Genomic DNA, 13,353 nt, shown 5'->3' with positions numbered 1-13,353 from the left:
TATGATACGACAGCGTGATTGTCCAAACGAAAGCCATTATTCTTCTCTCAATGCATTCAACACAGCATCCGCTGTTTTGTCCGGAATGCCCGCTGCAACAATTTCTTCTTTCGTTGCTTCTTTTAACTTTTTTAATGACCCGAATGTTTTTAATAGCTGCTTTTTCCGCTGTGGGCCAACACCTTCAATATCATCGAGTATAGACTGAAATGCACTTTTCCCACGGATTTGTCTGTGAAAGGTAATCGCGAATCGATGCACTTCGTCTTGAATACGCTGAAGCAAATAAAACGCCTGGCTATTATGTTTAAGCGGTACAATTTGTAGTGGGTTTCCGTATAAAAGCTGCGATGTACGGTGACGGTCATCTTTCGCAAGGCCGGCAATCGGAATATCGAGTCCAAATTCATTCATCAAAATATCACGTGCTGCTTCAATCTGCCCTTTTCCACCATCGATAATAATTAAATCAGGCAGCGGCAAATGTTCCTGCAGAACACGTGCGTAACGGCGGCGGATGACTTCACGCATTGACCCGTAATCATCCGGTCCTATCACCGTTTTAACTTTATATTTTCGGTACTCTTTTTTCTCCGCCTTCCCGTCGATGAATACAACCATTGCGGAAACAGGGGCCGTTCCTTGAATGTTTGAATTATCAAATGCTTCGATGCGCAAAGGTACATGAATATTCATCACTTCGCCGAGCTGTTCAGCTGCTTTAATGGTGCGTTCTTCGTCCCGGTCGATCAATGCGAATTTTTCACTCAGCGATGCTTTCGCATTATTTTCAGCAAGCTTCACAAGCTCTTTTTTCTTCCCTCTTTGCGGTTTGATCATCGGCACTCCAATAAGTTGTTCCGCTAAGTGTTCGTCTACTGCATTTGGCAGTAAAATTTCTTTCGGTTTAAAATGTTCCGGGGCTTCATAAAAACGCCCAAGATATGTTAAAAATTCTTCTTCCGGTTCACTGTAAATAGGGAATGTGGACACGTCGCGCTCGATCAATCTTCCCTGCCTGACAAAAAACACTTGTACACACATCCAACCTTTATCAACGGTGTAGCCAAAGACGTCACGGTCCGTAAAATCAGCCATGTTAATTTTCTGCTTTTCCATAAGCGTATCGATGTGTGATATTTGGTCACGATATTCTTTTGCCCGCTCAAATTCCAGCTTTTCAGCTGCTTCATTCATCTTATCGGTAAGTGTTTTTTTCACATCATGATGGCCACCATTTAAAAACCGAGTAATTTCTGCCGCCATTTCTTTGTACGTCGTGATTGGTACATCTTTTATACATGGTGCGAGACACTGTCCCATATGGTAATAAAGACAGACGCGATCTGGCAGCGTCGAACATTTTCTAAGCGGATAAAGGCGATCGAGCAGCTTTTTCGTTTCATTTGCGGCATACGCATTCGGATAAGGACCAAAATACTTCGCTTTATCTTTTTTAACTTTTCGTGTAATCATTAAGCGCGGATGACGTTCAGCTGTCAGCTTAATAAACGGATAGCTTTTGTCATCTTTCAACATAATGTTGTATTTCGGATCATGTTTTTTAATTAAATTTAGCTCTAAAATAAGCGCTTCTAAATCCGATGACGTTATAATATATTCAAAATCAACAATTTCACTGACGAGACGAGTCGTTTTCACGTCATTTGAGCCAGTAAAATAGGATCGTACACGATTTTTCAATACTTTTGCCTTGCCCACATAAATAATCGTACCATGCCGATCTTTCATTAAATAACAGCCTGGTTCATCTGGCAAAAGAGATAGTTTATGCCGGATTCGTTCATTCACTACGATCACCTCCTTCATACAAAAAAAGCGCCCCCGTTAAAGCGGGACGCCTCATGTTAATTATGCGTTGCGATTTATAAGCTCTTCAAGTGCTTCTTTTGGCTGGTAACCGATGACTTTGTCAACTGGCTGTCCATCTTTAAAAAGAATCAATGTTGGGATACTCATGACGCCATATTCGCCTGCTGTTTGTTGATTTTCGTCAACATCAAGCTTAACGATTTTCACTTTTTCACTAAGTTCCGAATGCAATTCTTCAAGAACCGGAGCGATCATTTTACAAGGCCCGCACCAAGGTGCCCAAAAATCAGCGAGCACGAGGCCGCTGCCTGTTTCAGTTGCAAAGTTTTGATCAGTTGCTTTTACGATTGTCATGTATACATACCTCCTATATTTCTAAATAATAAGGAAAGTATATCATCGTTTTTTAGTGGATGCTATTAATTTGCTTACAGAAGAAAATAACCTTTATTTAAAGTTGAGCCGCTTTCAATTTTTTAATTTCTTCTGACAACATCGGCACAACTTCAAACAAATCACCGACGATGCCGTAATCCGCCACATTAAAAATATTTGCATCCGGATCTTTGTTGATTGCTACGATCACTTTGGAGTTGGACATACCTGCAAGGTGCTGAATCGCACCAGAGATGCCGCATGCAATGTATAAATCGGGTGTCACAACCTTACCTGTCTGACCAATTTGCATGGAATAATCGCAGTATCCCGCATCGCACGCACCCCGCGAGGCGCCGACAGCTCCTCCTAGAACGCCTGCCAGTTCTTTGAGAGGTTTAAATCCTTCATCGCTTTTCACACCACGTCCGCCGGCAACAATTACTTTTGCTTCCGACAAATCCACACCGCCTGCTGCTTTACGGACGACATCTTGAATGACAGTACGCAAATCGGTAATGGATACAGAAACGCTCGTAGCGTCACCTGAACGTGATTCATCTTTTTCAAGCGATTGAATATTATTCGGACGCACAGTCGCAAATATGAGTCTGTCTTTTACAATGATTTTCTCAAATGCTTTTCCGGAATAAATTGGGCGCGTAAACACAATTGCACCGTCTTCTTCCTCCACAGACGTGGCATCGGAAATTAAACCGGCATTAAGTTTTGCTGCTATTTTGGGTGATAGATCTTTTCCGAGTGCCGTATGGCCGAACACAATCCCTTCAGGCTGTTCCTGCTCCACCACTGCCATAAACGCCTGCGAATAGCCATCAGGTGTATATTGAGACAGTTTTGCATCTTCGACTGCTAGCACACGATCTGCACCGTATTGAATGAGTTCGTTTGCAAGCATACTGACAGATTCACCAATTAACACACCGATCACTTCACCACCTTGCGCCACTTTTTTGCCGGCAGCAACAGCTTCAAACGACACGTTGCGCAACTGTCCATCACGGGTTTCACCTAATACGAGTACTTTCTTTCCCATGAAAAACCCTCCCTCTTGTAAGTGAACATTAAATGACTTTTGCTTCTGACCGAAGTAAGCTGACGAGTTCCTGTACTTGATGGGTCAAGTCGCCTTTGAGAACGTGCCCGGCTGTTTTATCTGGAGGTAGGAAAATATCCAATATCTTCGTTTTCGATTCAACGTCTTCTTCTTCAAGATCCAAGTCATCTAGTTCCAATTCTTCGAGTGGCTTTTTCTTCGCTTTCATAATGCCCGGGAGAGATGGATAACGTGGATCATTTAAACCTTGCTGACATGTGACAAGCAAGGGCAGTGACGTCTTAATCATTTCCGAATCACCTTCAACATCACGCGTGACGAAGACGTTTGATCCATCGATATCGATGTTCGTAATTGTCGTCACATACGGAATGCCTAGCATATCTGCTATACGCGGCCCGACTTGCCCGCTTCCGCCGTCAATCGCGACGTTTCCGGCTAAAATGAGGTCCACTTCTTTATCCTTAAAGTATTCCACTAAAATTTTAGCCGTCGTAAATTGATCGCCTTCTTTAAGATCATCTTCTGTATTGATTAAAACGGCTTTATCAGCCCCCATCGCAAGAGCCATACGCAGCTGTTTTCCCGCTTCCTCACTGCCGACTGAGACGACCGTTACTTCACCTTCATGCGCATCACGAATTTGAATTGCTTCTTCCACGGCATATTCATCATACGGGTTAATAATAAATTCAGCGCCATCCTCTTCAATTTGACCGCCATTAATCGAAATTTTTTCTTCTGTGTCAAATGTTCTTTTCATCAAAACGTAAATGTTCATCGTCAGCCCTCCTATTTATTAATGGCCTTTAAAGTCAGGTGAACGTTTTTCAATAAATGCGTTAATGCCTTCTTTCGCATCATCCGATAAAAAAACGGTTCCAAAAACATCTGCTTCTTTTTCAATCCCCTTATAATATTCGGCGTGTTTTGCATAATGAAGTAAGCTCATGGCCGCTTTTACACTAACTGGGCTTTTCGCTGCGATTTTCTGTGCTAATCTTCTCGCTTCCTGAAGTAATTCCTCTTCTAGAAATGCGGCATTCGCAAGGCCCCACTGAACAGCATCACGACCTAATATTGGTTCACTTGTCAACATCATTTCCGCCGCTTTCGCCATCCCAACATACCGGGTAAGCCGCTGTGATCCGCCGAAGCCCGGCACAAGACCGAGCTGTAGTTCGGGCAAACCGAGTTTCGTGTTTTCTGTGACATAACGAATATGACAGCTCATTGCAAGTTCCAATCCTCCGCCGAGTGCAGCACCGTGAATCGCGGCAATTATCGGCTTCGGGAAGGTTTCGATCCGCTCCATCAAACGCTGTCCTCTTGTGGATGTTTTTACAAATTCTTCCTTGGAAGAAATGGCGGTAAATTCTTTTATATCGGCCCCGGCTGAGAAAAAACGGCCTTCTCCGTATAAAATAACGGCCCGCACGTCATTATCATGTTCAATTATATCCAGTGCCTGTTCCATTTCAGCGATGACTACACTTGCAAGTGCATTAGCCGGCGCATGGTTCATGACGACTTCTGCTACCCGCTTTTCCTTCCTTACAGATATATACGGCATGTCATCTCCTCTTTTCAGCTGAAAATCCATTCAAAAGCATTTCTACAACGTCCGATGCGGATGCAGTCAAATCATACTTTTGATCATTCATAACCCATGTTGTAATCATTTCATCAAGTGTTCCAAAAATCATTTGCCGGGCAAGACGAATATTTAAATTGCTTCGGAATTCACCGTCGTCGATCCCCCCCTGTAAAATCTGATCGATTAACAGCAAATATTCTTTCAGCACTTCATTAATTTTCAATCGAAGCTCTTTATTAGACTGACGCAGTTCAAGCTGTGTCACAACGGCTAAATACGGATCTTCTGTCAGCATTGTAAAATGATTTTCAACAAGCATCCTTAATTGCTCAGCTGCTTTCGCTTTTATTTGAATACTTTCTTTCATTTTTACAGCGAACGTCCCCACTTTTTCTTGAAAAAGAGAGATAAGGATGTCTTCTTTATTTTTAAAATATAAATAAATCGTTCCATCCGCTACACCAGCTTGCCTAGCAATTTTGGATACTTGCGTCTGATGGTATCCATTTTCAGCAATAGCAATAACAGCGGCATCGATGATTTGATGATATTTTGGTTTGTTTTTTTTCATAATAAACAAGTCGCCTTCCTGACCGAAATGAAATGAATGACTATTCATTCACGTTCTTATCTTACAACCAATATTTCACTTCGTCAAGCAGACCATCAGTTAGGGTTATCCTTCTCTTCCTGTTTTTTCTTTTCTTCGTCTACAAGCACGCGCCGTAAAATTTTCCCGACAGCCGTTTTAGGCAGTTCATCTCGGAAATCATAAACATGTGGCACTTTGTATACAGCAAGATTTTTGCGGCAATAATCATCGAGTTCTTTTTCTGTAACATGGCGGTCCTCTTTTAATACAATGTACGCTTTCACCGTTTCTCCGCGATATGGATCTGGTATACCCGCAACAACTGCTTCTTGAATCGATTCATGCTCATACAGCACTTCTTCTACATCACGCGGATAAATATTGAATCCGCCGGCTATAATTATGTCTTTCTTCCGGTCGACGACATAGAAAAATCCATTTTCATCCATATAGCCAATATCCCCGGTTAACAACCAGCCGTCTTTAAATGACTGCTCTGTTTCTTCAGGACGGTTCCAGTAACCTTTCATTACTTGCGGACCCTTCACGACAATTTCACCTAATTCACCGGGTTTTTCCACCAGTTCATTCGTTTGCATAGAATAAATAGCAGCATCTGTATCCGGCCATGGAACGCCGACGCTTCCTTTTATCCGGTCGCCCCAGATGAAATTTGCATGAGTGACCGGCGATGTTTCCGTTAATCCATATCCTTCAACGAGCTTACCGCCTGTCACGTTCTCAAACTTTTTCTGTATATCTACCGGAAGCGGTGCAGAGCCGCTAATACAGGCATCAATAGAAGACAAATCGTATTTTGTCATGTTTGGATCATTCAAAAGTGCAACATAAATCGTCGGCGCGCCCGGAAAAATCGTCGGCTTTTGTTTTTGAATCGTTTTCAGTGTCGTTTTTGAATCAAACTTCGGAAGCAAAACCATTTTATAGCCTTGCATAACAGATAAAATCATCACCGTCGTCATTCCGTACACGTGGAAAAATGGAATGATCCCAAGAAGAATTTCGGCACCCGGACGATATTTGTACATCCACGCGACACACATCGATGCATTCGCCACAAGGTTTTTATGCGTCAGTATAACCCCTTTTGGAAAGCCCGTCGTCCCTCCTGTATACTGCAAAACGGCAGGATCATTTTCAATATTTATATTTAGTAGCTCTTCTTTTACGGTTGGCCCCGCCATAATTTTGGTGAAATGATGATTGTTGTTCCGGTTTTCAATGTGGACAACCATACCGGTTTGTTTCTTTTGAATAAATGGATACAGAATGTTTTTCGGAAATGGTAAGTAATCTTTGATAGCGGTTACAATAGTGTGTTCAAGTTGAGTATTGCTGATGATGTGTTGGATGCGTGGATATAACAGGTCGAGCGCAATCATAACTTTCGCGCCACAGTCTTTCAACTGGTATTCGATTTCCCGTTCTTTGTATAGTGGATTAAATTGTACGACAACAGCACCGGCATACATAACACCGTAAAAACTAATGACAGCCTGTGGACTATTCGGCAGCATAATCGCTACACGATCTCCTTTTTTGACACCAATTTTTTTTAAATAGGCAGCCATTTTTAATGCGGAATCATACAATTCTTTATAGGTCAGTTTTTTCCCGAGGAATTCAATCGCTATTTTGTCCCTATATTCAGCGGCAGCTTTCGTTAAAAAAAGCGGAAGTGGCTGTTCTGGATAATGAATCGTTGCTGGGATTTCCGGCGGATAATGCGCAAGCCACGGTTTTTCAGTCATCTTCATCCACCCCTTTGTCAGAAGAATTAGTGCTCTCATTACAGTATAATGAATAATGATTCATTATACAAGAAAATTAAAGCTGTCGTGGCGACAGCTTTAATTTAAATACATATATAGAATCCCAACCAGCAAAAAAGCAGCGCAAAAACCGAGCAGTACTTTTGCCAATGTTTCCATTTGAAAATTCCTCTTTTCTCTTTACAGAAGCGCCGCGCCAATCATATACGACAACCCTGCTGAAATAATAAACGAAAGAAAACCGACTGCCCGGTTATCACGCTCAATTTCTTTATCAACATTAAACCCTGGCGTTAAAAATTCAAACATAAAGTAGCCGATGAGAAGTAAAATAAATCCAAAAATACCCCACCCCGCCATCGTCAGCACCGAATCATTGTTTAAGATCGAATGCCTAAACACGTTCGCGATTCCAAAGATTTTCCCACCGGTTGCCAGTGCGACGGCCATATTGCCACTCTTTATTTCTTCCCAGTTGCGATAGGATGTGACAAGTTCAAAAACAGCCAGACATAAAATGATACAAATGGTTGCGATGCTGTAATAGCCGGCGAGCTGTACAAATTGATTTTCCCAAAAACCAGTCATGTAGTAGGGGCCTCCTCATTATTTCAATTCAGCGATCGTGACGCCAAGTCCACCTTCTCCAGACCCTCCAAATCGAATGCTTGAGACCATCCGGTGCTTCGTTAAATAACCGCGCACCCCTTTCATAAGCGCACCCGTTCCTTTTCCGTGAATGATCGATACTTGGTGGTAGCCCGCCAGCAGTGCGTCATCCAAATATTTCTCCACACGGTTGAGTGCCTCTTCATATCGTTCACCTCGTAAATCAAGTTCCGATGATACGTGATGGCCTTTGCCACGAATGGTCGCAATTGGTTTTGGCTCTTTCTTTTTTTCTGATTTAATAAATTGCATATCGCTTTCCGCGACTTTCATTTTAATGATCCCCATTTGAACAACCCATTCGTCACCCGTTGCTTTTTCAATAATATTGCCTTTTTGGCCGAAACTGATTACTTTCACTTCATCGCCCGGTTTCCATGAACGCTTTGCCGGTTCAATTACCGGTTTTTTCTGCTTTTGTTCTGGTATCGCTCCTTCGAGCCGCTTCCTCGCTTCAATCAGTTCATGCTCTTTTACGTTCGCTCCGCCTGCTAAGCGTATAGCGCGCAGGTCACGCATCACTTCTTCCGCTTCTGCTTTTGCCTTTTCAATAATAGTAGCCGCTTCAGCACGCGCTTTTTCTTCCATTTTCTCTTTCTGTTCATGATAAGCAATCACTTCTTTTTGCAGATCACGATGCAGCTTCTCCGTTTCGCGTAAATAATCGCGTGCATCTTGTGCATCTTTTTCTGCCTGACGGCGGCTTGTATCAAGTGCAGCAATCATATTGTCGACTTCATGTGAATCCGCTCCGATTAAACTACGTGCCCGTTTAATAATTTCGGGGTCAAGACCGATTCGTTTTGAAATTTCAAATGCGTTGCTTCGTCCTGGAATCCCGATTAATAACCGGTATGTCGGACTAAGCGTTTCAACATCGAACTCTACACTTGCATTAATAACCTGTTCACGGTTGTATCCGTATGCTTTCAATTCCGGATAATGCGTTGTCGCAATAATCCGTGCTCCTCTGGCAATCACCTCATCCAAAATGGAGATGGCCAGTGCTGAACCTTCCTGCGGGTCCGTTCCAGAACCGAGTTCATCGAATAGCACAAGGCTTTTATCGTCGACTTCTTTTAAAATACCCGAAATGTTCACCATATGAGACGAGAACGTACTTAAATTTTGCTCAATCGACTGCTCATCGCCAATATCAGCAAAAACGGATTGGAAAATAGCCGTCTCTGAGCCGTATTCAGCCGGAATAAATAAGCCGGACTGCGCCATTAAAACGGATAAGCCCGTCGTTTTTAGCGTCACCGTTTTACCACCTGTATTCGGTCCGGTAATGACGATCGCTGTATAATCTTGACCAATTTCAATATCGCTTGGTACCGCTTCATCAATCGGCAAAAGTGGATGACGCGCCTGGATGTAACGTATGTAACCATTCTCATTAATGAGTGGCTTTGTCGCTTTCATCGAATGAGCAAATTTCCCTTTTGTAAAAATAAAATCGATTTCCGACAGCATTTTTGTCATTGTGAATAATGATGGCGCGTGTTCTGCTGTTTCCATCGTTAATTCACCCAAAATTTTCTCCACTTCATATTGTTCTTTAACCATCAATTCACGCAGCTCATTGTTTAAATTCACAACTGAAGCCGGTTCGACGAATAACGTCTGTCCGGATGAAGACTGATCATGAACGATGCCGCCATAGTGAGAGCGGTATTCTTGCTTGACCGGAATGACGTAACGGTCGTTCCGGATCGTCACAATCGCGTCCGACAGCATTTTCTGTGCGCTTTGCCCGCGTGTCAAGCTTTCGAGTTTAGATCGTATTCGCGATTCTGCTGACCGGATGCCATGACGAATATGCCGTAGTTCATCGCTCGCTGAATCAAGAACTCGTCCGTTTTCATCAACCGTCCGTTTAATTTTATGTTCAAGATCTGTCAAAACTGGAATGACCGCTGTTTTCTCAGGTAAGATGCGCAACGTCACCTGTCCTCCCAAACGAACATCCTCTATAAATTGACGAATCACCCGGCTCGCAAAAATTGTACTTGCAATTCGAACAAGCTCGATGCCGCTTAATACACCGCCAATTTGAGCCCGCTTTGCATGCGGACGGATGTCATAAATACCGTCAAGCGGTACATTGCCTTTTATGCGGAGGACCGCTGCCGCTTCTTCCGTTTCATCAAGCCAAACTTGTACTTCTTCTGCATGAAGAGAGGGCTTTAAATCTTCCGCAAAGCTTCGCCCGACATCCGACGATGCATGACGTGCTAACTGTTGGATAATTTTATCAAATTCAAGTGTTGCAAGCACTTTTTTATTCAAATCTGTTTCACTCCTCTATTGACATCATTGGCCGCGTATAAAAGAAAGAAACCGCTCTTTCGGCCACGTATTCACAACCGTTTCCGACCGAAGCCATCCTTTTCGCCCTGCACTTGCGCCAGTTTCCATAAAATTAAGGTGCTCAATCGCATGAGCATCTGTATTAATGAATATCTTTACACCTGCATCCTGTGCCCATCTCAAATGATCCGCGGATAAATCGAGACGGTGTGGATTTGCATTCAATTCAAGTGCTGTATTCGTTTCTGCAGCAATCTTCACAAGTTCTTCCATATCAACTGAATAGCCATCACGGCGGCCAATAATCCGGCCAGTCGGGTGAGCAATCAATTTTACATATGGATTATTCAAGGCCGTTTTTAACCGGTCCATAATCTTTTTTTGCGGCTGTGAAAAACTTGAATGAATCGATGCGATCACAAAGTCGAGCTCTTTCAGCACATCGTCCTCATAATCAAGCATTCCGTCTGGTAAAATGTCCATTTCAATGCCTGATAACACTTCGATATCACTGTATTTTTCATTCCACTCTTTTATTTCTGCATTTTGACGTAGGAGGCGATCAACAGTCAACCCATTCGCTACTTTTAAATACTGCGAGTGGTCTGTTATGGCCATGTACTCATATCCTCGTGCACGGCATGCTTCAATCATTTCTTCAATCGAAAATGCACCATCTGACCAAGCCGTATGCATATGCAAATCACCTTTAATATCAGACAACTCGATCAGTGTACCTTTTTTATACTTATCCGTTTCCGTTCCGTCTTCACGAATTTCAGGCGGAAACCATGGCAAGTCGAAGTGATTGTAAAGCGCTTCTTCTGAATCAAACGTTTTTACCGAACCGTCCCGCTGCTCAACGCCATATTCGCTCACCTTTTCATTGCGCTCTTTGGCGATCTGACGAATTTTCACGTTATGATCTTTTGAACCGGTAAAATGATGTAATGCACTCGCATACTGTGGCGGTGCAACAATGCGAAAATCGATTGACACGTCAAACTCGCCGTCAATGATGATCGACACTTTCGTCGGTCCGGCCGCAATGATTTCTTTCCTATTCGGAATCGAGAGTAGCTTCTCTTTTACTTTTTCCGGTTCTTTTGTCGCAATAATAAAATCAAGATCTTTCACTGTTTCACGCAAGCGGCGCAAGCTGCCTGCACGCGAGAATTTAGTCACTTGCGGCAGATCAGCTAAATAAGCTTCCACTTTTTCGGCAATCGGCAGCATATACATAATTGGCAGACGATCCGGCTGTGTACCTGCTTTTTCAACAGCTGCCAGAATTTTCTCTTCCGTTTTCGCGCCGAATCCGGCAAGCTCCTGTACACGATGCTGCTCGCATGCTTCTTTTAATTCTTCCATATTGGTAATGCCGAGCTCTTTATATAGTTTGGCAATCTTTTTTCCGCCGAGTCCCGGCAGCCCTAGCAGCGCAACAAGTCCTTCTGGTACTTCGCCTGCAAGTTCTGTCAATACTGTTGATTCCCCGGTTTCGATGTATTCTGTAATCACCGCGGCTGTGCCTTTACCGATGCCTGATAATTTTGTCACATCATCAATTTCAGACAAACTGCGGTCATCCGTTTCTAATGCTGCTGCCGCTTTGCGAAACGCGGATATTTTAAACGGATTATCTCCCTTTAATTCCATATAGACTGCAATTTTTTCAAGTAACCGAATAATATCTTTTTTATTGACCATCTATGTCACCTGCTTTTCCTTATTAATAGTAGCAGAAAAAAACTTCTCTACCAAATCGAGAGAAGTTTTTCAGCCATTGACGGCTGTTCTGTTTTTCAAACGGCTTAATTCCATTTTCATTTCGTGCAGTTCTTCTTCCATCTTCAAGTAGTCATTCACCATATTGACAGCGGTCAGGACCGCAATTTTTTGCGTATCCAGTGTAGCGTTACGGTTGCCGATTTCACGCATTTTATCATCAACCATTTCCGTTACACGACGAATATGGTATTCTGATTCAGTTCCCACAATGGTGTACTGATATCCGTAGATGTCAACTGTTAGGCGAGTTTTTTGTCCGTCCGACAATTGTACGGCCCCCATTTCTCATGAAATCCTGTTACTAATCATACCACGACTGTTTTAGTGTGAAAAGGAAGAAAGTCTGGAGGTTATTGAATTGAGTCATACTGTATTAATTGTTACAAATGAAATATTGAAAAAAATGAAAAATCATTATGGAGTCTTGGCAAATTTACCGGCTGGTGCCATCTTTTCAGCAAAAGTTGACGGCTGTTCTGTGACCGGTTACCGTTCCGGAAAAGTACTATTTCAAGGGAAAAATGCCGCTCAAGAATCATCAAAATGGGACGGTAAAACCGCTGAGCCAAAGAAAAAATCAGTGTCAAGCACTGTGCTGCCGGATGGATTTGCATCGATGTCCATCATAGGCAGCGATGAAGTCGGAACAGGTGATTATTTCGGTCCGATCACAGTCGTTGCTGCTTATGTTGAAAAAAGCCGAATTGCGGAATTAAAAGAACTTGGCGTACGTGATTCAAAAGATATGAAAGATCCTGAAATTGTGTCAGTGGCGAAAAAATTACTGAAAGATATTCCGTACAGCTTGCTTATTTTACGCAATGAAAAATACAACGATTTGCAGGAAAGCGGGATGTCACAAGGAAAAATAAAAGCCATTTTACACAATCAGGCACTCGGCAAACTGCATGAAAAAATAGCGCCGGTGCAACCAGATGCAGTACTTATCGATCAATTCGCTGAAAAAACAGTGTATTATCGTTATTTAAACGAACAAAAAAATATTGTGCGTGAAAATGTTTTTTTCAGTACGAGAGGCGAAAGCGTCCACCTGGCCGTTGCAGCGGCATCGATTCTAGCCCGCTATGCCTTTTTAAAAGAAATGGATAAGCTGTCTGAAGAAGCTGGCTTTACTATTCCGAAAGGCGCCGGGCCCATTGTTGATAAAGCAGCTGCCCAATTGATGAAAACGTATGATGAAAGCGTGCTGCGTCATTTCACAAAGCTTCATTTTGCCAATACAGGTAAAGCAAAAAATATACTGCGTGGATTGTAATAAAAACGCGTCAAAAAAAGGACCCTATCGTCATGA

General features: G+C 42.8%; 12 protein-coding genes. 1 reads left to right on the top strand and 11 read right to left on the bottom strand.

The features are described from left to right. Positions 1-36 precede the first annotated feature (36 nt). The 11 genes from uvrC to zapA form a co-directional block, all read right to left on the bottom strand. Entirely contained in the window at positions 37-1,812 is a 1,776-nt protein-coding gene (uvrC, locus tag AWH49_RS02735; RefSeq protein WP_063964558.1) for an excinuclease ABC subunit UvrC, read from the bottom strand. 60 nt (positions 1,813-1,872) lie between these two features. After that, positions 1,873-2,187 (bottom strand): thioredoxin, encoded by a 315-nt coding sequence (gene trxA, locus AWH49_RS02730; protein ID WP_018394107.1) that lies wholly within the window; start codon positions 2,185-2,187, stop codon positions 1,873-1,875. 97 nt (positions 2,188-2,284) lie between these two features. Then, positions 2,285-3,265, bottom strand: coding sequence for an electron transfer flavoprotein subunit alpha/FixB family protein (locus tag AWH49_RS02725; protein ID WP_063964557.1), 981 nt, complete (start codon positions 3,263-3,265; stop codon positions 2,285-2,287). Positions 3,266-3,293: 28 nt separating this feature from the next. Then, positions 3,294-4,067: an electron transfer flavoprotein subunit beta/FixA family protein gene (locus AWH49_RS02720; protein WP_063964556.1), complete on the bottom strand. Its 774-nt coding sequence runs from the start codon at positions 4,065-4,067 to the stop codon at positions 3,294-3,296. An 18-nt stretch (positions 4,068-4,085) separates the two neighbouring features. Next, entirely contained in the window at positions 4,086-4,859 is a 774-nt protein-coding gene (locus AWH49_RS02715; protein ID WP_063964555.1) for an enoyl-CoA hydratase, read from the bottom strand. Position 4,860: 1 nt separating this feature from the next. Then, positions 4,861-5,454, bottom strand: coding sequence for a fatty acid metabolism transcriptional regulator FadR (locus AWH49_RS02710; RefSeq protein ID WP_026221712.1), 594 nt, complete (start codon positions 5,452-5,454; stop codon positions 4,861-4,863). 95 nt (positions 5,455-5,549) lie between these two features. Continuing rightward, complete coding sequence (locus tag AWH49_RS02705; RefSeq protein WP_063964554.1) at positions 5,550-7,247, bottom strand: long-chain-fatty-acid--CoA ligase; 1,698 nt, start codon at positions 7,245-7,247, stop codon at positions 5,550-5,552. Between the two features lie 201 nt (positions 7,248-7,448). Beyond that, positions 7,449-7,856: a DUF350 domain-containing protein gene (locus AWH49_RS02700; RefSeq protein WP_018394113.1), complete on the bottom strand. Its 408-nt coding sequence runs from the start codon at positions 7,854-7,856 to the stop codon at positions 7,449-7,451. Between the two features lie 18 nt (positions 7,857-7,874). Continuing rightward, positions 7,875-10,229: an endonuclease MutS2 gene (locus AWH49_RS02695; RefSeq protein WP_063964553.1), complete on the bottom strand. Its 2,355-nt coding sequence runs from the start codon at positions 10,227-10,229 to the stop codon at positions 7,875-7,877. 24 nt (positions 10,230-10,253) lie between these two features. After that, positions 10,254-11,960, bottom strand: a complete 1,707-nt coding sequence (gene polX / locus AWH49_RS02690; protein WP_063964552.1) for a DNA polymerase/3'-5' exonuclease PolX — start codon at positions 11,958-11,960, stop codon at positions 10,254-10,256. A 69-nt stretch (positions 11,961-12,029) separates the two neighbouring features. Further along, entirely contained in the window at positions 12,030-12,308 is a 279-nt protein-coding gene (zapA, locus tag AWH49_RS02685) for a cell division protein ZapA (RefSeq protein WP_018394116.1), read from the bottom strand. Positions 12,309-12,399: 91 nt separating this feature from the next. Between zapA and rnhC the strand changes: the two genes are divergently transcribed. Beyond that, the gene (rnhC, locus tag AWH49_RS02680) at positions 12,400-13,317 is read left to right on the top strand and encodes a ribonuclease HIII (RefSeq protein WP_063964551.1); all 918 of its coding nucleotides are present in this window, start codon (positions 12,400-12,402) and stop codon (positions 13,315-13,317) included. Positions 13,318-13,353: the final 36 nt, after the last annotated feature.

This window comes from Domibacillus aminovorans, from assembly GCF_001643235.1.
In the GTDB taxonomy this organism is placed as follows: domain Bacteria; phylum Bacillota; class Bacilli; order Bacillales; family Domibacillaceae; genus Domibacillus; species Domibacillus aminovorans.
This window is presented reverse-complemented; position numbering and strand designations above follow the sequence as displayed.